Source organism: Aeromonas sp. FDAARGOS 1418, from assembly GCF_019048585.1.
GTDB lineage: Bacteria > Pseudomonadota > Gammaproteobacteria > Enterobacterales > Aeromonadaceae > Aeromonas > Aeromonas caviae.
Window position 1 is genome coordinate 2,941,395 of the sequence record NZ_CP077387.1, and the last position, 23,879, is coordinate 2,965,273.

The 23,879-nt window shown below is 62.7% G+C and carries 21 protein-coding genes; 8 read left to right on the forward strand and 13 right to left on the reverse strand.

The window, feature by feature from the left end; translation table 11 throughout:
* The first annotated feature begins 48 nt into the window (after positions 1 to 48).
* The 6 genes from I6L48_RS13755 (at position 49) to I6L48_RS13780 (ending at position 8,896) form a co-directional block, all read left to right on the forward strand.
* On the forward strand, positions 49 to 3,972 hold the full coding sequence (locus I6L48_RS13755) for a transporter substrate-binding domain-containing protein (RefSeq protein ID WP_216988076.1): 3,924 nt from the start codon (positions 49 to 51) through the stop codon (positions 3,970 to 3,972).
* A gap of 1 nt (position 3,973) precedes the next feature.
* Positions 3,974 to 5,224 carry a response regulator gene (locus I6L48_RS13760; RefSeq protein ID WP_039040767.1) on the forward strand — a complete coding sequence of 417 codons (1,251 nt, stop codon included), beginning with the start codon at positions 3,974 to 3,976 and terminating at the stop codon, positions 5,222 to 5,224.
* Positions 5,225 to 5,839 (forward strand): GNAT family N-acetyltransferase, encoded by a 615-nt coding sequence (locus tag I6L48_RS13765; protein WP_216987338.1) that lies wholly within the window; start codon positions 5,225 to 5,227, stop codon positions 5,837 to 5,839. It begins immediately after the preceding gene.
* 72 nt (positions 5,840 to 5,911) lie between these two features.
* Positions 5,912 to 6,685 carry a Sir2 family NAD+-dependent deacetylase gene (gene cobB, locus I6L48_RS13770; protein WP_216987339.1) on the forward strand — a complete coding sequence of 258 codons (774 nt, stop codon included), beginning with the start codon at positions 5,912 to 5,914 and terminating at the stop codon, positions 6,683 to 6,685.
* 97 nt (positions 6,686 to 6,782) lie between these two features.
* Positions 6,783 to 7,250 (forward strand): hypothetical protein, encoded by a 468-nt coding sequence (locus I6L48_RS13775; protein ID WP_162183363.1) that lies wholly within the window; start codon positions 6,783 to 6,785, stop codon positions 7,248 to 7,250.
* Complete coding sequence (locus I6L48_RS13780) at positions 7,247 to 8,896, forward strand: diguanylate cyclase (RefSeq protein ID WP_113070242.1); 1,650 nt, start codon at positions 7,247 to 7,249, stop codon at positions 8,894 to 8,896. Before I6L48_RS13775 ends, I6L48_RS13780 begins: the two co-directional genes overlap by 4 nt.
* 89 nt (positions 8,897 to 8,985) lie before the next feature.
* Here I6L48_RS13780 and I6L48_RS13785 read toward each other — a convergent pair whose 3' ends face one another.
* From I6L48_RS13785 to I6L48_RS13815, 7 genes are all read right to left on the reverse strand, one after another.
* Positions 8,986 to 10,011 carry a substrate-binding domain-containing protein gene (locus tag I6L48_RS13785; RefSeq protein ID WP_041211440.1) on the reverse strand — a complete coding sequence of 342 codons (1,026 nt, stop codon included), beginning with the start codon at positions 10,009 to 10,011 and terminating at the stop codon, positions 8,986 to 8,988.
* The gene (rbsK, locus tag I6L48_RS13790) at positions 10,011 to 10,943 is read right to left on the reverse strand and encodes a ribokinase (RefSeq protein WP_113070243.1); all 933 of its coding nucleotides are present in this window, start codon (positions 10,941 to 10,943) and stop codon (positions 10,011 to 10,013) included. Before rbsK ends, I6L48_RS13785 begins: the two co-directional genes overlap by 1 nt.
* Positions 10,944 to 11,040: 97 nt before the next feature.
* Positions 11,041 to 11,916 carry a ribose ABC transporter substrate-binding protein RbsB gene (gene rbsB / locus I6L48_RS13795; RefSeq protein WP_010674790.1) on the reverse strand — a complete coding sequence of 292 codons (876 nt, stop codon included), beginning with the start codon at positions 11,914 to 11,916 and terminating at the stop codon, positions 11,041 to 11,043.
* Between the two features lie 30 nt (positions 11,917 to 11,946).
* The gene (gene rbsC / locus I6L48_RS13800) at positions 11,947 to 12,915 is read right to left on the reverse strand and encodes a ribose ABC transporter permease (protein WP_039040774.1); all 969 of its coding nucleotides are present in this window, start codon (positions 12,913 to 12,915) and stop codon (positions 11,947 to 11,949) included.
* Entirely contained in the window at positions 12,912 to 14,441 is a 1,530-nt protein-coding gene (gene rbsA / locus I6L48_RS13805; protein ID WP_216987340.1) for a ribose ABC transporter ATP-binding protein RbsA, read from the reverse strand. The genes rbsC and rbsA overlap by 4 nt, the downstream gene beginning before the upstream one ends.
* A gap of 35 nt (positions 14,442 to 14,476) precedes the next feature.
* A complete protein-coding gene (gene rbsD, locus I6L48_RS13810) occupies positions 14,477 to 14,896 on the reverse strand; it encodes a D-ribose pyranase (RefSeq protein WP_113070245.1) in 420 nt (139 codons plus the stop codon).
* Positions 14,897 to 15,141: 245 nt separating this feature from the next.
* Positions 15,142 to 15,759: a glutathione S-transferase family protein gene (locus tag I6L48_RS13815; RefSeq protein WP_039040777.1), complete on the reverse strand. Its 618-nt coding sequence runs from the start codon at positions 15,757 to 15,759 to the stop codon at positions 15,142 to 15,144.
* 257 nt (positions 15,760 to 16,016) lie between these two features.
* Here I6L48_RS13815 and I6L48_RS13820 point away from each other — a divergent pair, with 257 nt between their 5' ends.
* Both I6L48_RS13820 and I6L48_RS13825 read left to right on the forward strand, forming a co-directional pair.
* On the forward strand, positions 16,017 to 16,772 hold the full coding sequence (locus I6L48_RS13820) for a hypothetical protein (protein ID WP_162726197.1): 756 nt from the start codon (positions 16,017 to 16,019) through the stop codon (positions 16,770 to 16,772).
* Between the two features lie 60 nt (positions 16,773 to 16,832).
* Positions 16,833 to 17,495: a DUF2987 domain-containing protein gene (locus I6L48_RS13825; RefSeq protein ID WP_042017087.1), complete on the forward strand. Its 663-nt coding sequence runs from the start codon at positions 16,833 to 16,835 to the stop codon at positions 17,493 to 17,495.
* Between the two features lie 71 nt (positions 17,496 to 17,566).
* Here the strand turns inward: I6L48_RS13825 and ttcA are convergent, their stop codons facing one another.
* The 6 genes from ttcA to I6L48_RS13855 form a co-directional block, all read right to left on the reverse strand.
* Positions 17,567 to 18,475 carry a tRNA 2-thiocytidine(32) synthetase TtcA gene (ttcA, locus tag I6L48_RS13830; protein WP_010674783.1) on the reverse strand — a complete coding sequence of 303 codons (909 nt, stop codon included), beginning with the start codon at positions 18,473 to 18,475 and terminating at the stop codon, positions 17,567 to 17,569.
* 67 nt (positions 18,476 to 18,542) lie between these two features.
* On the reverse strand, positions 18,543 to 19,490 hold the full coding sequence (gene uspE, locus I6L48_RS13835) for a universal stress protein UspE (protein WP_039040780.1): 948 nt from the start codon (positions 19,488 to 19,490) through the stop codon (positions 18,543 to 18,545).
* 136 nt (positions 19,491 to 19,626) lie between these two features.
* Positions 19,627 to 20,382 (reverse strand): FNR family transcription factor, encoded by a 756-nt coding sequence (locus I6L48_RS13840; RefSeq protein WP_041215139.1) that lies wholly within the window; start codon positions 20,380 to 20,382, stop codon positions 19,627 to 19,629.
* 68 nt (positions 20,383 to 20,450) lie between these two features.
* Positions 20,451 to 21,137, reverse strand: coding sequence for a sulfite exporter TauE/SafE family protein (locus I6L48_RS13845; RefSeq protein WP_113070249.1), 687 nt, complete (start codon positions 21,135 to 21,137; stop codon positions 20,451 to 20,453).
* Positions 21,121 to 21,327, reverse strand: coding sequence for a cbb3-type cytochrome oxidase assembly protein CcoS (gene ccoS, locus I6L48_RS13850; protein WP_045524885.1), 207 nt, complete (start codon positions 21,325 to 21,327; stop codon positions 21,121 to 21,123). Before ccoS ends, I6L48_RS13845 begins: the two co-directional genes overlap by 17 nt.
* A gap of 82 nt (positions 21,328 to 21,409) precedes the next feature.
* The gene (locus tag I6L48_RS13855; protein WP_113070646.1) at positions 21,410 to 23,806 is read right to left on the reverse strand and encodes a heavy metal translocating P-type ATPase; all 2,397 of its coding nucleotides are present in this window, start codon (positions 23,804 to 23,806) and stop codon (positions 21,410 to 21,412) included.
* Between the last annotated feature and the right edge of the window lie 73 nt (positions 23,807 to 23,879).

Consider the following 23,879-nt stretch of genomic DNA (forward strand, 5'->3'; position numbering starts at 1 on the left):
GCCAGGCAATCGCCTGGCTTTTCCATTCCGATGATAAAAATCCTTCTGTTGTCCGGCGCGCTGCTGACCTTGCCACTGCGTGCCGCCATACTCCCGCTGTCACCGGATGCCCAGGCTTATGCCGATTCGCTCACCGGACTGACCTTCTGTTACCCGGCCCTGCAACGTCCTCCCTATCTGGAGGCGGAGGGGGGCTTGCTTATCGATCGCATGACGCGGTTGGCAGAGCTGTTGCCGGTACCGGTACATGTCGAGAAGCGGCCGAGCTGGGCAGCCATGACGCAGGATCTGCTGAACGGGCGCTGCGATCTCATTCCTCACGTCGGGCCTGCCCGGTCGAACTCGAGCAATACCGTCTTGAGCCGCGCCATGCTGGAAGCGGAGTCTGCCATCCTCTATCGGGGTGAGCTCGATCAGGCGCAGTTTCTGGTGTCACCCATCTGGCAGGCCCAGGAGGCACTGAAGCGTCTCTATCCTGGTTCATCCCAGCAACTACTGACCGATGCCGAGAACTGGTATGGCGCCCTGGTGGCCGGCAAGGGCAGCGCCTATCTCGGTGATTATCTGCAACTGCGCTACCTGATGCGGGAGTACCCGGATGAAGGGCTGCGCCTTCGTCGTCTTCGCAGCGACGATCTGGTCATCAGCTACCGGCTGATGATGCGCAACCAGCCCGAGTTGCTGGAGCTGGTGGATACGGCCATCCGCTATTTGCCGCCGGGCAGTCTCTACCGGGATCTGGGCAAGTATCTGCCTCAGGGTGAGCAGGATGTGAATCCCCTGCATTTTACCGACAAGGAGCAGGCCTGGCTGGTCGGCAAGGCCCACACCATCAAGATGGTGGCGGATCCCGGTTTCATGCCATACAGCGGCGTCAACCAGCAGGGAGAGCTCATCGGCTGGAGTGCGGATGTCTTGCGGGAAGTGAGTCGGCAGACGGGACTGCGCTTCGAGCTGGTGCCCGCCGCCAGCCGGGAGGAGGCGTTGGCATTGCTGCGCAGTGGCGATGCCGCCATGATGGTCGGACTGATGGAGTCTGCCGCCCTGAACAAGGAGTTCGACTTCACCAGGATGGTGGCGACCAGCCGCTATGCCCTGGTCAGTCGCAGCAAGAGGGGGCCTGTCTCCCTCGCGGACGTGAGTGGCAAGGTGGTGGTCCCGAGAATGCTCTATGATCCCGGCCTGCTTGCCCGGTTCGGCCAGCATGAGTGGGAGGTCACCGACAACCTGCTGCAGGGATTGGCGGCGGTGCGGCATGGGGATGCCCAGGCCATGCTGGCGGAGTTGTACCAGCTCCAATATCCCATTCGAAACAACCAGTTGAGCGAGCTGACCATCACCGAATTGCCGGAGCGTTTCGGCCTCGGCTTTGCCATCCGGCCGGAACAGACCAGCCTGGCGGGGGTGCTGGATCAGAGCCTGATGACCCTCAATGATCGGCAGGTGGACGATCTGGTGCAACGTTGGCGCCGCCTGGTGGTCAACCAGCAGAAGGGCGTTAGCTACGGTTTCTGGCTTGGCTCCGTGTTGCTGGCACTGCTGATCAGCATGGCGGTGATCTGGTCAGTCTGGCGATCCCGCCAGCAACTGGCCCAGGAGGCCCGCGAGCGTCACAAGGTGGAGCAGGCGCTGGCGCTGGAAAGCAAGTTCAGGGAGTCTCTCTTCCAGGCGCTCCCCGTTCCCGTGTTCTTGCGCAATGACAAAGGGGAGGTGATCAAGCGCAACAAGCGGGCCAAGCGCATGGAGGCGCGCTACGCCGCCGATCTGGTGCTGCCCGCGCCTCAGTTGCAGGGCGCCGAAGGAGAGCTGGCGCTGCACGAGCAGGTCTACTCCTATGCCCAGATCCCCTTGCGACTGGGGCCCCAGGCACCGGCAGGGGATCTTATCGCCCTCTCCGACATCAGCGCCCTGCGCGAGCGTACCCGCCTGCTGCGTCAGGCAGAGCGGCGCCTGCGCGCCCTCACCAATACGGTGCCCGGTGTGGTGTTGCAATTCACCCTGCTGGGGGGAGCCATCACCCGGGTGGAGTTTGTGAGCCGGGGCAGTCACGAGCTGCTGGGGCTGGCGAGCCAGCAGATCCGGGTCAATCCCAACGAGACCCTGACCCGTATCTCCCATCAGGACAGGCGCGAGATGCGAGCTCCCATGCTGGCCATGCTGCAAGCCGGACGACCGTTCTCCTATCTGCTGCGCTATGAGCACCCCGCCAAGGGAACCCGCTGGCTGCAATTTTCCGGCAGGGGGCGCCGTCAGGGGGAGGGGTGGCGGATCTACGGGGTGGTGCAGGATGTGACGGCCAGGGTGGAGCAGGAGCACTCCCTGCAACTTTCCCACGAGCAGGCCCAGCAGGCCGTGCTTGCCAAGGGGCGCTTCCTGGCCGCCGTGAGCCACGAGATCCGTACCCCCATGAACGCCATGCTCGGCCTGCTGGAGTGGCTCGAGCAGACCGAACTCAATGCAGAGCAGGCCTCGGTTCTGGCCCATGTCAGACAGGCGGGCAATGAACTGCTCGGACTGCTCAATGACGTGCTCGACTTCAGCCGCAACGAGACGCGCCAGTTGCGCCTTTCCGTGCAGCCCACGGATCTGGTGGAGCTGTGCGAGCACGTGGCGGCGGTGCACTGGTCCAAGGCGCGATCCCGCCATCTGCAGCTGCGCCTGGCGCTCGACCCGGCGCTGCCCGCCTTGATGGAACTCGATCCCCACCGGGTGCAACAGGTGCTGCACAACCTGCTCTCCAACGCCATCAAGTTCAGCGAGCGGGGAGAGGTGGTGCTCTGGGCCCGGCGGCAAGGGGAGTGGATTTTGTGCGGGGTGGATGACGAGGGGCCCGGGATCAGTGCCGAACTGTTGCCCCGGTTGTTCCAGCCCTTCGAGCAAGGGGAGGAGCCTAGCCAGCCCAGAGCCCAGGGGACCGGGCTTGGGCTGGCCATCTGCCGTCAGCTGATGGAACAGATGGGGGGCGAGCTCCGGGTTGAACCTCTGGCTCGCGGGGGCAGCCGTTTCCTCTGTTCCTTGCCCCTCAGGCATGCGCAGGAGAAGGCGCCCTGGCAACCGCGCGTCAAGACGGTCTCCCTGCAACTGTTGCCCGGGGAGCTCGAATATATGCGGGCCTGGCTCGCAGCGTTTGGCGTGGCCGAGGATCCGGCTGCACCTTGCCTTGGGGCCATGCAGGACGATGGGGGCTTGCGCGCCTGGTACTGGCAGGGGGAACCCTGGATTCCGGGCTCCGTGGTCAGCCTGCTGCAACCCAGACTCGTCCGTGGCGCCGAGGAGATCACGGATCTGCCGGGGGCAGGCAGGCGGGTGCTGCTGGTGGAAGATCACGAAGTGAACAGAATGCTGATCAGCATGCAGCTGGGTCAGCTGGGTGCCCGGGTATTGAGCGCGGCCAATGGCCGTCTGGCACTGGAGATCCTGCAATCGGAGTCGGTGGATCTGGTGCTGACGGACCTGCAGATGCCGGTGATGGACGGCGCCGAGCTCTGCAGGCAATTGCACGCCGATGAACGCTGGCAGCATCTGCCCGTCTACGTCATCACCGCCGATCTCAGCGAGCAGGCGGCGCAGCGACTGGCGGAATGCGGCTGTCAGGGCCATCTGGACAAACCCGTCTTGCTCAGGGATCTGGCCGTGTTGCTGCGTACCGTCTTTGGCCCCCATGACGGGGGGAAGGCACCGCAGCCAACGGCAGCCCTTTCCCTGCCCGTGTCCCTCAGCCCGGCCCTCGTTGACATCTATCTGGCATCGGTTCACCAGGATCTGGCCGACATTGAGCGGTGTGTCACACAAGGGGACGAGAAGGCCCTCAATACGGCTTTACACAAGATGAAGGGGGCCGCCAAAATGGTGGGGGCTACCCCCCTGGTAGAGGTGATCGACCGTTGGCAGGAGGCCCCCGGACATCCCCTTGCAGCCGCCCTGAGGCAGTGCGTGGAAGAGGTCTGCCGACAACTGGGCGAGAGAGCATGACATGATCATCACAGATGAAGAGTTGATGGCCTTGCTGGAGTCTGATGACAGCCAGGAGCCAACGTTTTACCCGGTTAGCGTCTATGCCCTGGACGCCGTCTCCCATCAGGCGGTTAAGGGGGCGGGCCTGCCGGCCTATGCCAATCTGCACCGCACCCGACCCGATGCCGGCTGGCAATGGGAAGGGCTGTTTGCCGCCGGGGCCATCGCCCTGTTTGATCCTGCCTCTCATCAGGGGGCCGACTATCTGCCTCATCTGCTGGCTCCCGGGGCGGGGATCTATCGCCTCAGCGATCCCTGGCTCGAGGGGTTGCAGGCACGGGAGCAGGGGTGGCGTGCCTGGCTCGCCCAGTGCCAGATCCTGCTGCTCGAAGATCACCCCTTCCAGGGAGCCTGCATTCAGCAGGAGATCCAGGGACTGGGGTTGCCCTGCCATTGGGTTCAGGATGGCGAAGGGTGCCTCAAGGCGCTGGAAGAGGGGGGCGTGAGATTGCTTATCTGTGATCTCAGTCTGGCGGAGCAGGATGCCATCAGCCTGCTGATGAGCCATCCCCAGTATCGCCACAGCGGTCTGCCCATCATCCTGCTTTCCGCTCATGATCAAACCCTGATAGACGGCGCCCGGCGTCTCCTGCACGATGCGGGTTTCAATGTGCTGGCCGCCCTGGCCAAGCCGCTGCAAAGCGACGATCTGCTGCGTCTGCTCAAGATGCTCTATCTTGGCCCCCAGCGTCAGCGCAGGCTGGGCGGGCTCAAGCGCACCGTGCGTAGCTGGCAGGGAGAGGCGAGAGGACAGCTTGGGCTGCTGGCAGATGCGGCCTCCTGCACGCTGCCGATCTGGCTGAGCCTGAGCGGCCTTTCCCCTCACTGGGAGCCGCTCAAGCTCTGGCTCGAGCAGCATGGACGAGAAGCAAGCGAGCTGACCCTGGTCATCCACCGACGGGATCACCTGCTGAGCCAGGCAGACCGTTTCGCCCTTGTGCTGCAGGCGAGCCTCGCAGGGGCCAGACTCGCGCTGCTGCTCGATCATGCCCAGCACCTGCCGTTTGATCTCATCGAGCGTCTGCCGTTGCAATCCCTGCTGCTCGGGCAACACCTGCTGCCCGAGCTGGAGGCGATGGCTGCCGACTCCTTGCTGGCCCGCTTCATCCAGCGTTCCCGGGAGCTTGGCATCGCGCTCTACCTCGACGACCCCTTCAACCTGCAGGATGCCGCCCAGTGGCAGGATCGCGGCGTGGCAGGGCGCTGGTGAATGGCTCGCTATCTTTGCTGGCCGCTCGATGAGACGCGCTTGTGGCAGGGGATGACGGGTTGGACGGCTCCCGCCTCACGGGGCGACCTGCCGATGACGATGGTAGTGGGGGGGCTGATTTGCCGCTTGCAGGAGCTGGCGGGCAGCGACCCGAAGCGAATAAGCGCGGCTTATGACGCCCTGAGCGAGCAGAGCGTCTATTTGCGCTTCATGCGGGCCAAGCAGCCTGCGACGACCGAGCAGCTCGCCTTCTTTCTCGACTACCCCAGAGAATCCCAGATAGGATTGCTGCTGACCGACGAGCAGGGGGCGCCGCTTGCCATGGCCCAGTCCGTTCGCCGGCGCCTGCACCCGGACAGGGCCGAGTTCTCCTGCATTGTCGCGGATCATTTTCAGCATCGCGGCGCCGGGCGTCGCATCCTGCTGGCGCTTGCGCGGCTGGCATACGGGGAGGGGATCCGGGAGTGGACGGCGGAAGTGCTCGGCCAGAATCGCCCCATGCTGGCCCTGCTCAAGGGGCTCGGGTTGCCGCTTACCCTGGTGACAGGACGGGAGATGGTCTTTGCCAGGCTGGATCTCGCGCCCATGGCGAGCTTTGTGCTCCCATCGGCCTAAGACCAAGGGCGAATGGGCCGCTTCTTGCTCCTGTGCTAAGGTCAGCCTGTTACCCGTTGGAGGAGAACAACCATGGTGCAGTCAGCCAAACATATCGTGATCCTCACCGGTGCCGGCATCTCGGCCGAATCCGGTATCAAGACCTTCCGGGCCTGTGATGGCCTGTGGGAAGAGCACAGAGTGGAGGACGTGGCCACCCCTGAAGGCTATGCGCGGGATCCCGAACTGGTACAACGTTTCTACAATGCGCGGCGCCATCAGTTGCAGCGCGCCGAGATCCACCCCAATCCGGCCCACTATGCATTGGCCCGTCTGGAGCGCCTGCTGCCGGGGCGCGTCACCCTGGTCACCCAGAACATCGACAACCTGCACGAGAGTGCCGGCAGCAAGAACCTCATCCACATGCACGGCGAGTTGCTCAAGGCCCGCTGCCCGGGCTCGGGTCAGGTGATCGAGTGGCGCGGGAATCTCCATCAGGAAGAGCTGTGTTCCTGCTGCCAGTTTCCCCACCCGCTGCGCCCCCATGTGGTCTGGTTCGGGGAGATGCCCCTCGGGCTTGACCGCATTTACTCGGCCCTGGCCCAGTGCGATCTCTTCATCTCCATCGGGACCTCCGGGGCGGTCTACCCTGCCGCCGGATTCGTCCATGAGGCCGGCCTGAACGGTGCCCATACGGTGGAGCTCAATCTGGAGCCGAGCGAAGTGGGCAGCCAGTTCGATGAAAAACGTTATGGTCCGGCTTCCTTGCTGGTGCCCGCTTTTGTGGATGAACTCCTGCAAAGTTGCGGTGTGCATCAGCCTCTCACCGTCGAGGGACATAACTGGATGGAGATGCGGGGCCCATAATTATTGATTTTTCACACAGTTGCATTGACCCACTGAAATCGCCACACTGACACCTAACTTCAAGATGCAGCTGGCACAACATGTCATGAACTTTCCAATGCGCGGGATGGCCTCTCTCCTGCTGGTGCTTTTCTCGTTCGGTACCCAGGCTTCCTCCTCTTCGCTATTGCAACTGATCCTGCCGGACAAGCGGGAAATCACCCTGGATGAGGCGGCGTTGGCCGCCTTGCCACAAGTGGAGTTCGAGACGGCGACGCCCTGGACCCTCGGCACTCACCGCTATCGTGGCCCGACCCTGAAGAGCGTGCTGGCGGCGCAGCAGGTGGATAGTGCCAGCGCCATCGATGTTGCCGCACTCAATGGCTACCAGCAGCGGGTTGATCTCTCCCTGTTTGCCAAGGTACCGCTGACCCTGGTGCGTTACCAGGATGACAAACCGCTCACCCGTCGCAATAAAGGGCCGCTCTGGCTGCTGGTCCCCCTCTCGGCCCATCCCGACATGGATGTGTCCGCCATCCACAACAACATGGTCTGGCAGGTGATCCGCATCGAGGTTGTCCCGTGACGCGACGACAGCGAGATAACCTGCTGCTTGCAGCCATTTCCCTGCTGTTTCTCTTCTCGTCCCTCTGGGGGCTGCTGCTGCAGAGTCGGCACGAGCAGCTCGTTGACATGTTCTACCGCAACACCCACTGGAACATCAGCCAGGTAATGCAGGAGTCCCAGCGATTTCTCTATGATGTGCGCCTCTACCGTGCCGGTGCGCTCGACATGGCCGCCCTGAGCCTGGATTACGACCTGCTGTGGAACCGGCTGGATGTGTTCCTGATCAGTACCGAGACCGCCGATGCGCGAGCGAGGCATGGGTTGGGGGAGGTGCTTGAACGGCTCTTTGACGAACTCAAGGCGCTGGATCCCCAGATGCAGTCCGGAGAGCTGAAGAGGGGGAAAGCCCTCGATCTTGCCCTCGTCCGGCTGACCGGCTTGACCCATCAGGTGGAGCAGATTGGAGATCAGATCCTCTCCGGCCAGGAGCGGGAAGCCTCCCTCAACCAGTTGCGCCAGAGCCTGTTCTGGATCCAGATCTGGCAGTTGATCCTGCTGGTGATGGGCTGTGTGCTGGTCTTTGCCCTCATTCGAACCAATCTGCAGAATCGTCGCCTCTCCCTGCTCGATCCCATGACCCGGCTTGGCAACCGTCGGGCCTTGCAGGGGCAGCTCAGGCAATCCCTGCTGCAAGATCGGGTCCAGGCGCTGGCGGTGCTGGATCTGAAGCGGTTCAAGCAGGTCAATGATCTGCTCGGATACCAGGTTGGTGATCGTCTGTTGCAGGCGGTCGCGGCCCGGTTGCGTCAGGCATGCCCCGGCCGGGCGTACCGGTTGGGGGGCGATGAGTTCGCCGTGGTGCTGGACGACGAAGAGGGAGATCTCGATGCCCGCATGGCGGCCATGGTGAGCCTGTTGCAGTTTGAGTTCGTGACCCGGGAAAGCAGCTTTGATCTGGCGTGTCGCTTCGGAGTGGCCAGGCGCGAGGGTGGCGAGGATGCCGATGAGCTATTGGAGCAGGCCATATTGGCATTGAACGAGGCCAAGCGTGAGGGGACCATCCTGGTGTGGTATCAGAGTGCGATGAAGGCTGACCTCCACATGGCCCAGCGGCAGCTGCACCAACTGCGGGAATGGCTGGCGGGGGCAGCCCCTTCCCCCCTGAAGACCCTCTGCGAGGCGATGAGAGACGAGCAGGGCGTGCCGGTGACGGCGGTCAGCCTGCGCTGGCGGGTGAGCCAGCAGCCCTGTGACGTGGGCTGGATGCAGGAGCGTGGTGTCCTTGGGCCCGTGATGGCACGATGGCTGACAGAAGAGCCATGCAGTGGCACCTTGCTGGTAAGGCTTCATCAGCCTGCCCAGCTGGCCCCTCTGCTGGCGAGCCTGCCCCCCTTGCCACAGGGAAGGCTGATCCTGGCATTGCCTGCGCTGATACCGGATGCCACCCTGCTTGAGAAGATGCGCGAGTGTGGCTGCATGCTGGCGCTGAGCGAGCTTGGCAGCAGCGCCCCCGAACTGCTGCAGGCGGGCTGGCCAATTCGCTACTGGCTGCCAGCACCCTCCGGGTACGAGGCGCTGCTCCAGCCGTTGGCAACGGCGCTGGGGCTGCTGCGCCTGGCTCCCCGGGGAGAGGCGCAGCAAGAGGATGATCTCAAGCTGAGTTGAGTGGTGGCTTATGCAGTCTCGGGGCCGATACCAAGGAGACAATACACAGAAGGGCGGCTCATGGCCGCCCTTCTGCTGCTTGCTGGCACTTAAACTGGTTTGCTGTCCGGTGAGGAAAAGGGAGCGCAGGAGTGTCTGATCACCAGGTCCGGATCCACGGTGATCATGCGGTTTGCGATGGGCTCGCCGTTGATGCGCGCCAGCAGCCGGGTGACGGCGAGGCGGCCCAGCTCCTCTTTCGGTTGATTGACCGTGGTGAGCGGGGGGGACATGAACTGGGCCAGCGCCACGTTGTCATAGCCGACGATGGAGAGATCGCGGGGGATCACCAGCCCCGCCTGATGGGCGGCACTGATGACCCCCATGGCCATCATGTCGTTGCAGACAAACAGCGCGGTTGGACGCTCTGGCAGTGCCAGCAGGCGGGTCATGGCGGCGGCACCGCTGGCGCAGTCAAAGTCTCCCTCCTGGATCCAGCCCGGATTGACGGTGAGCCCGGCCTCCTGCATCGCCTGCTCGAAACCCGCCTGGCGCTGGTTGGCCGGGGCGCGGCTGTGGGGGCCCGTGATGCAACCGATGGCAGTGTGACCCAGCCCCAGCAGATGGCGGGTTGCCAGGTAGCCGCCGCGATGGGAGTTGTCGGCGATGAGATCCACCTCGCCGTTCTCCATGCCCCAGTCCATCACCACGACCGGCAGGCTCTTGAGCCAGTCGAGCTGGTTGAACACCTCCTGCTGCCCTTCACTGCACATGATGAGCAGGCCGTCGACCCGTTTCCTGAGCATCATCTTGAGGTAGGAGAGCGCCGTCTCGGCCTGTCCTTCGGTGTTGCCCAGCATCAGGTTGTAACCCTGCTCGAAGCAGTAGCGCTCCACCCCGCGCACCACCTCGGCGAAGAAGGGGTTGCTGGAGGTGGTGACCAGCATGCCGATGCTGTTGGTCTCCTTTACCTTGAGGCTGCGGGCCACCAGGCTCGGGGCATAGTTGAGATCGCGCATGGCGGCGAAGACCCGCTCACGGGTCTCCTCGGCGACGAAGCGGGTCTCGTTGATGACGTGGGAGACAGTGGTGGTCGACACCCCCGCCAGCGCGGCCACCTCCTTGATATTGGCCATCAGTGCCCCTGCGCAGTCTGTTCAAGGAGGAAGGCATCGACCTCCTGCTTGCTCGGGATGGAGCTCTGGGCACCAAACCGGGTGACGGAGAGTGCCGCCGCCCCGTGGGCAAAGCGTACGGCCGCGTCAAAGTCGGCGCCGGCGAGCTCGGCCGCCAGGAAGGCGCCGTTGAAGGTATCCCCGGCCGCCGTGGTATCCATCGCCTTGACCCGAAAACCCGGCATGAGCGCCTGTTGCTGCCCCTTGCTGCAATAGACCCCCTGCGACCCCAGGGTGATCATCACCTCACCGATGCCCATCTGGTGGAAGCGGGCGGCAGCCTCCCGGGCGCTCGCTTCGTCGGTCACCTTGACGCCGGTCAGCAGCTCGGCCTCGGTCTGGTTGGGGGTGATGAGATCCACCAGCGCCAGCAGATCCCTTGAGAGCGGGCGCGCGGGGGCGGGGTTGAGTACCACCCGGGTGCCGTGGGCACGGGCCAGACGGGCCGCTTCCTCCACGCTCTCGAGCGGCACTTCCAGTTGCAGCAGCAGGGTGTGGGCGGCGGCGATCATCGCCTCGTGACCTTGCACCACAGTCGGGGTGAGGGCGCCATTGGCTTCGGCGGAGATGCCGATGCTGTTCTCCCCCTCGTCGCTCACATAGATGATGGCGATGCCGGTGGGGAGCCTGGGGTCGAGTTCGACGGCGCTGACATCGATGCCGTCGTTGGCAAACCCGGTTTTCATCTGGTGGCCGATGGCATCATCACCGATGCGGGCGATGAAGGAGACAGGGGCGCCGAGGCGGGCGGCGGCCACCGCCTGGTTGGCGCCCTTGCCGCCGGGCACCACCTGATAGCTGTGGCCGGTCAGAGTTTCACCGGGGCGGGGAAAGTGGGGGACGCGCAGCACATGATCCGCATTCACGCTGCCGAGGACTACGAGACGATTCATTCCTATCACCCTTGGTTGAGTACATCCTGGTCTGGGTGGGCCCAGACCAGGGGGCACTGGCGGAAAAAGAGAGGGGAGGCGAACCTCCCCCAACAACTTACTTGTTGACGATTTGCAGCGGTACCGGGATGGATTTTTCCACCGGTTGACCCTTGAGCACCTTGTCGGCGGTTTCCACGCCGATGGCGCCGATGAGGGCGGGCTGCTGGGCCACGGTGGCGGCCAGTTTACCCTTGGCCACGGCGGCTTTGCCATCGTCGGTGCCGTCAAAGCCCACGATCATCACCTCTTTGCCAGCGGCCTGCACGGCGCGGATGGCACCCAGCGCCATCTCGTCGTTCTGGGCGAACACTGCCTGCACGGTCGGATGGGCGGCCAGCAGGTTCTCCATGACGTTCAGACCCTTGGTGCGATCAAAGTCGGCGGGCTGGGAGGCCAGCACCTGCAGCTTGTTGGCGGTGACCGCCAGGGCGAAGCCTTCGCCGCGATCACGGGCGGCGGAGGTACCTGCGATCCCTTCCAGCTGGATCACCTTGGCACCGCTGCCCAGCTTCTCGGCGATGAAGTCGCCAGCCAGCTTGCCACCAGCCACGTTGTCGGAGGCGATGTGAGCCTTGACGTCACCCTGGGCTGCGCCGCGGTCCAGGGTCAGCACCGGGATGTTCGCCTTGTTGGCCAGGCGAATGGCGTTGCCCACCGCTTCGGAGTCGGTCGGGTTGATCAGGATGGCGTTGACCTTGCGCACGGTGAGATCTTCCACGTTGGAGAGCTCCTTGGCCGGGTCGTTCTGGGAGTCAAGCACCACCAGCTCGTAGCCAAGCTCCTTGGCCTTGGCTTCGGCGCCCTCCTTCATGGTGACGAAGAAGGGGTTGTTGAGGGTGGAGACCACCATCGCCAGGGTGTGATCCGCGGCTTGGGCGGTGCCCAGCACGGACATGATGGCGGCAGCGAGCAGGGTATTGAGCTTTTTCATCATTTCATTCCTTGTGTGTGGCGTGGCTTGTTAACGGTTGCTTTTGTTATCGATCATCACGGCAAGCAAAATCACGCTGGCCTTGGCGATCATCTGGTAATAGGAGCTGACGTCGAGCAGGTTGAGGGCATTGTTGAGGAAGCCGATGATGAGGGCACCGATCAGGGTTCCCATGATGCGGCCCTTGCCCCCCATCAGGCTGGTGCCCCCCAGCACCACGGCGGCGATGGCATCCAGCTCGTACCCCATGCCGGCAGTGGGCTGGGCGGACGAGAGGCGGGATGTGACGATGAGCCCGGCCAGTGCCGACAGCATGCCGCACAGACCATACACCGCGAGCTTGACCCGATCCACATTGATACCGGAGAGGCGGGTGGCCGATTCGTTGCCGCCGAGGGCATAGATGTAGCGGCCCAGGCGAGTGTGGTTGAGCAGGTACCAGGCCAGCAGGAAGACGATGGCCATCAGCCAGATGGGCACCGGCAGACCCAGCAGGTAGCCGGTCCCGAGCCAGGCGAAGTGATCGGCGCCGTCACTGAAGCCGGTGGAGATGGGGCGCCCCTCGGTGTAGACCATGGTGACGCCGCGCAGGGCGGTCATGGTGACCAGGGTGGCGATGAACGCCTGTACCTTGCCCTTGGCGATGATGAGGCCGCTGATGCTGCCAAGCAGGGCGCCGGCACCCAGGGTGAGGGGGATCACCAGGCCGATGGGCAGCTCCATGGCCACCATGGTGGCGGCCAGGGCGCCGCACAGGGCCAGTACCGAGCCGACCGACAGATCGATGCCGGCGGTCAGGATGACCAGCGTCATGCCGACCGCCATGATGGCGTTGACCGATGTCTGGCGCAGGATGTTGAGCAGGTTGTCGGCGGTGAAGAAGTTGGGGCTCAGGAAAGAGACCACGCCGATCAGCACCAGCAGCGCGACCAGGGACTTGTTCTCGATCCACCAGGCCTTGCTCATGACGCCGCGGCGGGAAAGGGTTTGGGTTGTCATTGTGCTGCCTCTTGCTCTGCTTGCCACTGTTTACCGACTGCCGCTGCCATCAGCTTCTCCTGATTGGCATCGCGGGTGTTGAATTCTGCGCTGATGCGCCCTTCGTGCATCACCATGATGCGATCACTCATGCCGAGCACTTCCGGCATCTCGGAGGAGACCAGGATGATGCTCATCCCCTCCTTCTTGAACTGGTTGATCAGCTGATAAATTTCCTTCTTCGCCCCCACGTCGACGCCGCGGGTCGGCTCATCCAGGATCAGCACCTTGGGCCGGGTCAGCAGCCCCTTGGCGATGGCCACCTTCTGCTGGTTGCCGCCGGAGAGCAGTTTTATCAGCTGATCCTGACTCGGGGTCTTGATGTTGAACAGACGCACATAGTCCCCTACCGCCTGGCGCTCGGCCTTGCCGTCAATCTTGCCGCCACGAATGAACTCGCCGAGGGCGCACAGGCTCATGTTTTCGCGCACCGACAGCTCCAGCACCAGGCCGTCGCCCTTGCGATCCTCGGAGATATAGGCGATGCCGGCGGCCAGACCATCGGCCGGGCTTCTGGGTACCAGGGCGTGGCCATCCACCGTCACCTGGCCAGCGCTGATGGGGCTGGCGCCATAGATAAGCTTCATCAGCTCGGTGCGGCCGGAGCCCATCAGGCCGCTAAAGCCCAGAATTTCCCCCTGACGCAGGGAGAAACTCACCCCGCGCACGCCGGGGCCAGCCAGATCCTTCACCTGCAGGCTGACCGGGCCAAGCTCGCGGGCGAGGCGCGGGTACTGCTCCTCCAGCCGGCGACCCACCATCATCTCGATGATCCTGTCTTCATCCAGATCGCTCACCGCCTGCTCGCCGATCCACTTGCCATCCCGCAGCACGGTGACCCGATCGCAGATTTCGAAGATCTCCTTCAAGCGATGGGAGATGTAGACGATGCCGCACCCCTGCTCGCGCAGTTCACGAATGACGGTGAAGAGCTGCTCGGTCTCGGTGTCGGTGAGGGCATCGGTGGGCTCGTCCATGATGATGACGCTGGCATCGAACGACAGCGCCTTGGCTATCTCCACCATCTGCTGTTCACCGATGGAGAGACTTCCGAGTCGGGTATCCGGGCCGTGTTTGACGCCAAGCCGTGCCAGCAGGGTGTTGGCCCGTTCGCGCAGCTGCTTGTGGTCGATGCTGCCAAAACGGGTGCGCGGTTCGCGGCCGAGGAAGATGTTGGCGGCAATCGACAGCTCCGGCAGCAGGTTCAGCTCCTGGTGGATAATGCTGATCCCCTGATCCTGGGAGTCGCGGGGGCCCTTGAAGTGAACCGGCTGTCCGCGATAGCTGATGCTGCCCGCATCGGCCTGGTAGATGCCGGTCAGCACCTTCATCAGGGTCGACTTGCCAGCGCCATTTTCGCCGAGCAGGGCCATCACCTGGCCCGGATAGACCCGAAGACCCGCTTCGTCGAGGGCGCGTACCCCGGGGAAGGTCTTGACGATCCCGGTCAGCTCCAGAATGGGTGAGAGGGGGGAGGTTGTGCTCATTTGCAGCTTCCTTGAAGAGGCCTTCTTTGAAGAATTCAGAACGCCACACCGGCGCAGAGGATCAGGTTGGCGTAGGGAGTCACCTCGCCGCTGCGCACGATAGCCTTGCTCTGGCGGGAGCGAGCCTTGAACGCTTCGTGCAGGCAGTACTCGATGGTGATGGGCTTGCCTTGAGCCGCGGCGTGGGCCTCCAGCTGATCCACCAGCGCCTGATGGGCGGCGGGACTGATCTGCTTGATCTCTGTTGCCATGATCACCTTCTCCACCACCAGATCGGTGAGCAGGGCGGTCAGTACGGTTTCAAGGCTAGGGGTGCCCGCCATCAGCGCCAGATCGATGCGCTCGGGGCCTGCCGGAATGGGCAGGCCAGCGTCGCAGACGGTGATCTCGTCGGTGTGGCCCATCTGCGCGACCAGCGCGCTTAAGGGAGCATTGAGCAGCTTGCCTCGTTTCATACAGCACCTCGGCGGCCTGGGACCGCATATGGATATTGAGTTGGGCAATCGGTTACGCAACCGGTTGCGTCATTAGGGCGAAAGATAGGTGTTAACCGTTAACGGGTCTAGGCAGTGATGACGAAAATGTGAAAACGATCTCAGTGACAGGGCAATTTCAGAAGAAACGGGTGCCAGAAGAGCACCCGTCTGAGAGGCGTCGCCGGATGTTGCCCGTACAAAAAGGCGTACCCGGCGCGAGGAGATCAGAGGGCGAGCGCCGCCTGGACTGCGGGGCGGGCCAGCATGCGCTGATAGTGATCCGCCACCTTGGGAAACTCGCTGATGGCAACCCCGTCGCTCTCGAGCCAGCCTGCAATCACGAAGAGGTAGATGTCGGCCAGGCTGAAGCGCTCCCCCAGTACCCAGGGGCCGGCCAGATAGTGGCGCTCAATCTGGTCAAAGCCATCGCGCATGTTCTGGGGCATCTTGGCTTGCATGGCAGCCATGGCCTGTTCATCGTCGGCCCAGCGGCCGGGACGGCGTCCATGGGCATGGGCGACATGGACGGTGGAGACGAGGAAACTGTGTACCTCCTGCATCCTGGCCAGGAGGAAGGGGTCATCCAATGGGGCCAGCCCGGCGTTAGGAAAACGCTGGGCCACGTAGAGCAGCAGAGCCGGTGTTTCGGTCAGCACGCCATGCTCCGTCACCAGTGCCGGGACTCGCCCCTTGGGATTGATGGCGAGGTAGTCGGGGCTGCGCTGTTCACCAGCGGCCAGATCCAGGCGCTTGACAAGGTGAGGGGCACCGGCCTCCACCAGAGCGATGCGCACCGCCATGGCACAGGTACCCGGGGCAAGATAGAGCGTCAGTTCGGACATGACCGTTTTCCTTGTGTGAGAGAGAAGAGCCAGTGGACATCTCGTCCGCCAGCGCGCGCCATCATCCTACTCCCGTTGGACAGAGGGGCCAAGGGTGAGGGGAACTTCATCAAGAAGGGCTGCAAGGCCTTTGGTATCAATGGCTTTCTGAACGGAAGATAACAGGAAAAACGGCTACGCATGCCGGTTCAAACCGCTATAATGTGCCACCTTGGATCAGTCGTCAGTGAATGTTGGACAGTCAATTGAGTAATAGAATGCGGATCGGTGGAACCCTCGAACAGTCCCTCAGCCAGGGATATCGTCTGGACCTGCAAGGGGTGTTGAAAGAGGGGTGGCAACAGACTCGTCGCACCGGTTTCGGATTGGCGCTGGCCATCGCCGGGGTCATGGCAATCTGGATCCTGCTGAGCAATACCTTGCTGACGCCCTATGTCGCCCGTGAAGGAGGGGATATGGATATGGCCCTGATCCTGAGCCTGCTGGTCACGGTGATCATGTCACCCATGACCTCCTCCCTCGACATGCTGGGGTTGCAGCAGTCGGTGGGGGTGCGCGCCCGGCCGAGCCAGGTGTTCGACTTCTTTCGCCACTTCCTGCGCCTGGGCAGCCTGAGTCTGCTTGGCAGCCTCATCACCAGCCTGTTTGGCCCCCTGTTCGAGCTGCTGGGCGTGCCGGTGATGCTGGCCTTCATCCCTTCCGCCCTGGTGGGCATGGGGCTGGTGTTTACCGTGCCCCTGGTGCTGGAGCGCGGTCTTTCCCCGGCTCAGGCCATTCTGGTCTCCCTCAAGCTCTTTGCCCGGGGCTGGCTCAGCATAGTGCTGCTGCACGGGGTCATGCTGGCACTCTTCTTCCTGGCGCTCATCCCCATGGGGCTGGGACTTATCTGGGTGGCGCCGCTCTACTTCAACTGCAAGGGCATTCTCTACCGGGATCTGTGTGGGGTGGCAGTCGAAGTGACCGAGGTTGCCAGTGGCAACGACGGGCAGGGCCCGGATCATTTCAACGCATAACGGGATACCAGGGGTCAGCCGGTGTCGACCCGCCGGGAGCATGATGCAAAAGGATGGCATATGAACAAGCGATACGGGATGGCGGCGCTTCTGCTGGTACCCATGCTGGGACAGGCTGAGCCGTCCCTTGAACTCGACTACGGCACCTTCTACAGCCAGATGAAGACCTTCGCCAAGGGGGAGTTCGGCCACGCCAGACTGGGCTTTTATCTGGCCAGTCAACAGAACGGTCGGCGCTGCGGTCTCACCTCGGCCCGGGTCTCGACCCCGGACAGGGATGTGCCCGCCGAGGTCACGGTGGATGGCGAACTGCGTCTGCCCTATGACGATGATCTCAACCTCGACAAGGCGATCGTGGTGGTGGGGCTCACCGAGGCCCACGCCGCCTGCGATCTGTCGGTACAGGTGATGGCCGACGCCCCCGCCACACCCGAGGTGCCGCTGGCCGAGCTCGTCTCGCGCCAGCAGCAGATGCAGCGATTGCTCGACAAGATGGCCGGCATGGTCGGCCAGTATTTCCTGCCCAAGATGGAAGGGGTGCGGATCTCCATGGTGGCGCCCGCAGGCACAGCCTACCTTGTGGAGGGTGCCCGTCAGGAGGCCGTCTCCTGGCAGCAGGGGCAACTGCTGCTCAGCAATGCGCAGCTGAAGGGGTTTGCCCAGGGCAAGCTGCAACTGCAAGGGGAGATCCTGCGCCTGACCCCCTGGCTGCACAAGGGGTAGCGACCCGAGTCCGCAGATTGCCAGAATGAAAAAAGGAGCGCCTGGCGCTCCTTTTCTGTGGGTGACGGGGCTTAGCGCACCTCAATCACGTCCAGCATGTCCATCTCGTCGATGTCCAGCAGCGGCGCCTTGGGCAGCTCGGGCGGATCAAATGCCTTGTCGCCACCGTCGATGATGCCGGAGTCGCGGTTGATGCTCTTGAAGTCAAACAGCTGGTGATCGAGCAGGTGGCTCGGGATCACGTCCTGAATGGCGGTGAACATGGTCTCGAGACGACCCGGGAAGCGGCGATCCCACTCCTGCATCATCTGTTTGATGGCCTGGCGCTGCAGGTTCTCCTGGGAGCCGCACAGGTTGCAGGGGATGATGGGGAAGGCCTTGACCTCGGCATAGCGCACCAGATCTTTCTCCTTGCAGTAGGCCAGGGGGCGGATCACCACGTTCTTGCCATCGTCGCTCACCAGCTTGGGGGGCATGGATTTGAGCTTGCCACCGTAAAACATGTTGAGGAACAGGGTCTCGAGGATGTCGTCACGGTGATGGCCAAGGGCGATCTTGGTGCAGCCCAGCTCCTGGGCGGTGCGATACAGAATGCCGCGGCGCAGGCGGGAGCAGAGCGCGCAGGTGGTCTTGCCCTCCGGTACTTTCTCCTTGACGATGGAGTAGGTATCTTCTTCCACGATCTTGAAGTCGATGCCGAGAGTGCTCAGGTATTCGGGCAGCACGTGCTCGGGGAAGCCGGGTTGCTTCTGATCCAGATTGACGGCCACCAGATCGAAATGGATGGGGGCGCTGGCCTTCAGGCTCATCAGGATGTCGAGCATGGCAAAGCTGTCCTTGCCGCCAGACAGGCAGACCATGATCTTGTCACCCTCTTCAATCATGTTGAAGTCGGCGATGGCCTGGCCCACGTTGCGTCGCAGGCGTTTCTGCAGCTTGTTGAAACTGTATTTCTCTTTGGCGTTAAGCTCTTCTAGCATGGCCTCAAACCCGGGACAAAAATAAGCGGCTTATTATAGCCATGTCCCGGGGGAGGGCAAGAAACGCTTATGCAGGATGACGCCTGTCATCCACAGGGCAGCTGTAATCGTCGGGTTTGAGGATGAGAATGTCGCAGTTGAGCCTGTCCACCACGTGCTCGGCGGTGTTGCCAAGCAGGGCGGCAGAGAGGCCGGTACGGCCGACGCATCCCATGATCATCAGGGTGGCATTCAGATCGTCCGCCATGTCCGGCAGCACCTCCTCCGGCAAGCCTTCCGCCACCTTGGTCCACATGTGGTTGATGCCGAACTGATCGGCATGTTCCCGCAGCAGATCTTCATGGTGTTTGCGAATGGCATCGTTGTAGGCGTTGGGATCGAACTCTGGCAGTTCGATGGCGACATTGACAGGAGTGCCCGGGTAGGTGTTGACCAGATAGAGACTGGCACCAAGCAGCTCGGCGATGGCGATCCCCTCGCGGGTGATCCGCTCGTTGAGCACCTTCTGCTCCTTGTCATCGCTCGAGCAGTTGATGGCGGCAATCAGGTTGCCCCCCCGTTGCCAGTGCCCTTCTTTTACCAGCAGAACCGGACAGGGGCATTTGCGCAGCAGGTGCCAGTCGGTGGGGGTGAAGATGAAAGTTTGCAGGAAGGAGTGCTTGTGAGTCGCCTTGACGACCAGATCGTGACGCTGCTCCAGCACTTCCTGAATGACGCACTCGAAGGGACGGTTGTGCCAGAGCACTTTCACTTCGCATTCCAGCCCTCTGGCCCGATAGGGAGTGAGGATCTCGTCGAGCCACTCCCGACGTTGGGCGATGACACCATGGCGCATCTCTTCCCGCTCGTCTGCCGAGAGCATGGCGGTCATCTCGTAAGAGAAGTCGTAAATCGTCAGGAGCAGGGTCAGCTGGGCGCCCTCATCCAGCTCGGCGACCTTGACCGCGCGCTCGAGCGCGATCTGGCGCTCCTCCTCGGGATTGATCACCACCAGAATGTTTCGGTACTTGACCATGTTCTCCTCCTTGGCAAAAAGGCCAATGATGGCAACTCTTTAGCTATTACAGCTTAGTCCAAGGGGGGAGGCGGGAAGGTGTGCCGGATCAAATTTCAGGGTGCTCCGATCCGGCAAAAGAGGAAATAAACGGGGATTAACCGCAGGGAGGACGAGTGGCTCCGGCCATGACGCCCAAAGCAACGTTGTCCAGTACAGTAATGTATTTGCCTTTGACGCTGATGAGACCGGATTTCTGGAAACGACCCAGCAGGCGGCTGATGGTCTCGACAGTGAGACCGAGGTAGTTGCCGATGTCCCCACGGGTCATGGAGAGGCGGAACTCCTTGGCGGAGAAGCCGCGCTCGGAGAAACGAACCGAGAGATTGTGCAGGAAGGCAGCGAGGCGCTCTTCGGCGTTCTTTTTGGAGAGCAGCAGTATCATCTCCTGGTCGCCCATGATCTCGTTGCTCATCAGCCGCATGATCTGCTGGCGCAGTTTGGGCATCTTGCCAGAGAGGTCGTCGAGCACATCGAACGGTATTTCACACACCATGGCGGTTTCCAGCGCCTGGGCGAAGGAGGGGTGGGCCTGCTTGTGGATGGCATCGAAACCGACCAGATCACCGGCGAGGTGGAAGGCGGTGATCTGTTCGTCACCCTGTTCGGTGATGGTGTATGACTTGATGGTCCCGGAACGTATGGCATAGAGCGACTTGAGCTCATCGCCGGCCTTGAACAACTCTTCACCCTTCTGGATCGGCTTTTTGCGCTCGATGATGCTGTCCAGCTGATCAAGCTCGTTGTCGTTCAGAGTGAAGGGGATGCAGAGCTGGCTGATGCTGCAATCCTGGCAATGAATTGCACAGCCACCGCTCTGAATACGTCTGCCAGGTTTCTTGTCCGGGATCATAGGCTCAAATGAATAATTGATTTATATCAAACAAGTTTACCACCATCTCATCCATTTTGGATAGGGTTTCAAAAGGACGCCATCCCGATCCAGAGGGTGTGGATCCCGTAGGCAATAAGCAGCAAGGCGCCCCCAAGGCGCAGGCTGCGCAGGGTGAGCCAGTAGCGCAATCGGTCTGCCAGCCCCCCCAGCGCAAACAGGGTCGGCAGCGTGCCGAGGCCGAAAAAGAGCATGATGAGTGCCCCGCCACTCGCGGAGCCTGCGGCAGCGCTCCAGGTCAGCATGGAGTAGACGAGGCCGCAAGGGAGCCAGCCCCATATCATGCCAAAGGGGAGAGCCTGCCAGGCTGATGTAAACGGGAGAAACCTGCCTGCCAGCGGCTTGATGAGAGGCCAGAACTTCGCACCGATGCGCTCGAGCAGCAAGACGCCATGCCACCAGCCAGCCAAGTAGAGGCCGAGCGCTATCATCAGCAGGGCGGCGATGAGGCGAAGCCCTGCCAGGGCGTGTTTGCCAGCGCCTATCTCCGTGGTGGTGGCGAGCAAGCCGCCCACAAGCGCGCCCGCCAGCACATAGCTCAGGATGCGCCCCAGGTTGTAGTTGAGCAGATAACCGAGCCTGCCCAAAAAATGCTGCTTCTCGGTAGGTATGGCCATGGAGAGCGCTGCGGACACGCCGCCGCACATGCCGATACAGTGGCCGGCACCGGCAAGCCCGACCAGCAGGGCGCCCATGAGGTCAAGGCTGCTGGTCATGGGGCCTGCTTTCCTGTTCTGCTTGTTGTTCAGGGGGGGGCAAGGGGCGTTGCTCCTCGTCAAACAGGATGTTGGAGCCCTGCCTGTCGAGATCCTCGAACTGCTCGGAGCGGATGGCCCAGAAGAAGACGGCGCCGGCGATGACAACGAACAGGATGGCGATGGGGATGAGGACGAAGATGATGTTCAAGGTGCGGACCCTGTGGTGAAAGGGGGATGATAACCCGGCGAGGCAAGAGGTGCCGCCACCCGGGAGGATGCCAGACGGCTGCTCACCGGTTGAGCCGCATGGAGTTGGTGACCACGATGAGGGAGCTCAGGGACATGCCTGCCGCCGCCAGATAAGGGGGGAGCCAGCCACTGGCCGCCAGCGGCAGCACCAGCAGGTTGTAGCCGATGGACCAGGCAAAGTTCTCCTTGATGATCTTGCGAGTGCGCAGGGCCAGGGCCCGGGCGGCCAGCAGACGGGAGAGATCGTCGGCCAGCAGGATGGCGTCGGCACTGTTTTTGGCCAGATCCGTGCCCCCCGCCATGGCAAAGGACGCGTGGGCGCCGGCCAGCACAGGGGCGTCGTTGATGCCATCTCCCACCATGATGCTGATATCCCCGGCCGCTTCCCGGGCCTTGAGATAGGCCAGCTTGCCATCCGGGGTGACCCCTTTTACCAGCTCATCGACCCCCAGCTCGCGGGCCAGCATGTCCGCCTGGTCCGAACCGTCGCCGGTGAGGATGGTGGTTTGCAGGCCGGCCGTCTTGAAGGCCTGGATCAGTGCCTTCGCATCGGGGCGCAGTGTGTCGGCCAGGATGAAACGGGCCAGCAGGCCGTGTTCATCGGCCAGATAGATGGCCAGCCCTTGAACGGCATTCTCTTCTTGCGCCAGTTCGAGCCAGCGTGCACTGCCGATGCGGTAATGCTTGCCCTCAATCACTCCCTGCACGCCGTGGCCGATGACGGGGGTGACGTCGCTGGCGGTGAGCTGCACCCCGTCCGCCAGTGGTTTGCTTCGAAACGCACGGGCGATGGGATGCTCGGAGTAGGTTTCCAGGGCATGGGCGAGTGCGAGGCAGCGGGCTGCGTCGAGCTCGCCGAGGGGCTGGGTGCTCACCAGGCTGATGTTGCCCGTGGTCAGGGTTCCCGTCTTGTCCATCACGATGCGGTTGGCCCGGGTTAGAATGTCCAGCACGTGGCCGCGGCGCAGCAGGATGCCGCTGCGGGTCAGGTTGGCAGTGGCCGAGGTCAGTGCGGTCGGGGTGGCCAGCGAGAGGGCGCAGGGACAGGTCGCCACCAGCACCGCCAGGGTGACCCAGAAGGCCCGCTCGGGCTGATGAAAATGCCAGAAGGTCCAGACCGCAGCCGCAATGATCAGGAGCACCAGGATAAAGTGGCGCGACAGCACGTCCGCCAGTTGGGCTATGGCGGGCTTGTCGTCCAGAGCATGATCCTGCAGGCGCATGATCTGGGCCAGGCGCGACTCTTCAATGGAATGGCTGACCCGGATCTCCAGGGGGGCATCGGTGTTGATGGTGCCTGCATAGACGGGATCCCCGGCCTGCTTGAGCAGAGGCAACTGTTCGCCAGTCAGCATGGATTCGTTGAGGCTGGCCTGGCCCAGGGTGACGATGCCGTCGGCTGGCAGAGTGGCCCCTGCGAGTACCCGCACCCTGTCTCCAACTCGCAGCGTCTTGGCGGCCACCTCGTGTTCGCCGTCATCATCGATGCGGGTTGCCATGATGGGTACCAGGCGCGCCAGGTTGGAGCTCGACTCCGACGCCTTGCGCCTCGCTCGCAGTTCCAGCAGACGGCCCAACAGCAGGAAGAAGACGAACATGGTGATGGAGTCGTAATAGACCTCACCTGTGTTGAAGACCGTGGCCCAGATGGAGGCGACGAAGGCGCCGATCAGTGCCAGCGACACCGAGACATCCATGGAGAGGTGCCCCTGCTTCAGGCTGCGCCATGCCCCCACGTAAAAAGGCTGGGCCGAGTAGATCATGATGGGGGTGGAGAGCAGGAGGCTTATCCACTTGAAGTAGATCATGAACTCCTCTTCCACGCTGATGAAGAGGTCCATGTAGAGTGCCACGGCGCACATCATCACCTGCATGGATCCAAGCCCGGCCAGCGCCATGCGGAACATGTAGCTGCGCACCTCTTTGGCGTAGAGTGCTTCCTGCTGATGAGTCTGGAAGGGATAGGCGCGATAGCCGACCCTGGCAAAGCCCTTGAGAATGTCGCTCAAAGAGAGTTGGGCCGGATCCCACTTGATGCGGGCGCGATGGGTGGTGGTATTGACGTTGATGTAACGCAGACCGCGCAGGGTCATCAGGTGCCGCTCGATGAGCCAGGCACAGGCGGCGCAGGTCAAGCCTTCCACCGTCAGCTGGATCTCGCGCGTCGTTTCGCGACCCGTACCGGTGTCGGTGACGAACTCCTGCTGCACCTCCGCCAGATCGTAGTGGGTGAGGGCGGCGAGCTCTTCGGGCACCAGCTCCCCCTTGATGCCGGGAGCGGTGCGGTGTTCGTAATAACTGGCGAGGCCGCATTCGAGAATGGTCTGTGCCACGGCCTGGCAGCCAGGGCAGCACATCGGCTGAACGATGCCTTTGATCTCGAGAGTAAAGTTACTGCCAGTGGGAACCGGTTCACCACAGTGAAAACAGCCGGTCATGGTGATCATCCCTCTTTGATGCAGCCCTGCAGGCCGGGTCGGGGAGAAGGGCGGCTGACCGGCGTGCCGATCA

Coding starts and splice junctions, on each gene's coding strand:
- I6L48_RS13845 (WP_113070249.1), bottom strand. CDS start 21,137: ATGACCAGCAGCCTTGACCTCATGGGCGCCCTGCTGGTCGGGCTTGCC.
- rbsD (WP_113070245.1), bottom strand. CDS start 14,896: ATGAAACGAGGCAAGCTGCTCAATGCTCCCTTAAGCGCGCTGGTCGCG.
- cobB (WP_216987339.1), top strand. CDS start 5,912: ATGGTGCAGTCAGCCAAACATATCGTGATCCTCACCGGTGCCGGCATC.
- rbsK (WP_113070243.1), bottom strand. CDS start 10,943: ATGAATCGTCTCGTAGTCCTCGGCAGCGTGAATGCGGATCATGTGCTG.
- I6L48_RS13820 (WP_162726197.1), top strand. CDS start 16,017: ATGCGGATCGGTGGAACCCTCGAACAGTCCCTCAGCCAGGGATATCGT.
- ttcA (WP_010674783.1), bottom strand. CDS start 18,475: ATGCTAGAAGAGCTTAACGCCAAAGAGAAATACAGTTTCAACAAGCTG.
- I6L48_RS13825 (WP_042017087.1), top strand. CDS start 16,833: ATGAACAAGCGATACGGGATGGCGGCGCTTCTGCTGGTACCCATGCTG.
- I6L48_RS13765 (WP_216987338.1), top strand. CDS start 5,225: ATGGCTCGCTATCTTTGCTGGCCGCTCGATGAGACGCGCTTGTGGCAG.
- I6L48_RS13775 (WP_162183363.1), top strand. CDS start 6,783: ATGCGCGGGATGGCCTCTCTCCTGCTGGTGCTTTTCTCGTTCGGTACC.
- uspE (WP_039040780.1), bottom strand. CDS start 19,490: ATGGTCAAGTACCGAAACATTCTGGTGGTGATCAATCCCGAGGAGGAG.
- I6L48_RS13815 (WP_039040777.1), bottom strand. CDS start 15,759: ATGTCCGAACTGACGCTCTATCTTGCCCCGGGTACCTGTGCCATGGCG.
- rbsC (WP_039040774.1), bottom strand. CDS start 12,915: ATGACAACCCAAACCCTTTCCCGCCGCGGCGTCATGAGCAAGGCCTGG.
- rbsA (WP_216987340.1), bottom strand. CDS start 14,441: ATGAGCACAACCTCCCCCCTCTCACCCATTCTGGAGCTGACCGGGATC.
- rbsB (WP_010674790.1), bottom strand. CDS start 11,916: ATGAAAAAGCTCAATACCCTGCTCGCTGCCGCCATCATGTCCGTGCTG.
- I6L48_RS13785 (WP_041211440.1), bottom strand. CDS start 10,011: ATGGCCAATATCAAGGAGGTGGCCGCGCTGGCGGGGGTGTCGACCACC.
- I6L48_RS13760 (WP_039040767.1), top strand. CDS start 3,974: ATGATCATCACAGATGAAGAGTTGATGGCCTTGCTGGAGTCTGATGAC.
- I6L48_RS13840 (WP_041215139.1), bottom strand. CDS start 20,382: ATGATCCCGGACAAGAAACCTGGCAGACGTATTCAGAGCGGTGGCTGT.
- I6L48_RS13855 (WP_113070646.1), bottom strand. CDS start 23,806: ATGACCGGCTGTTTTCACTGTGGTGAACCGGTTCCCACTGGCAGTAAC.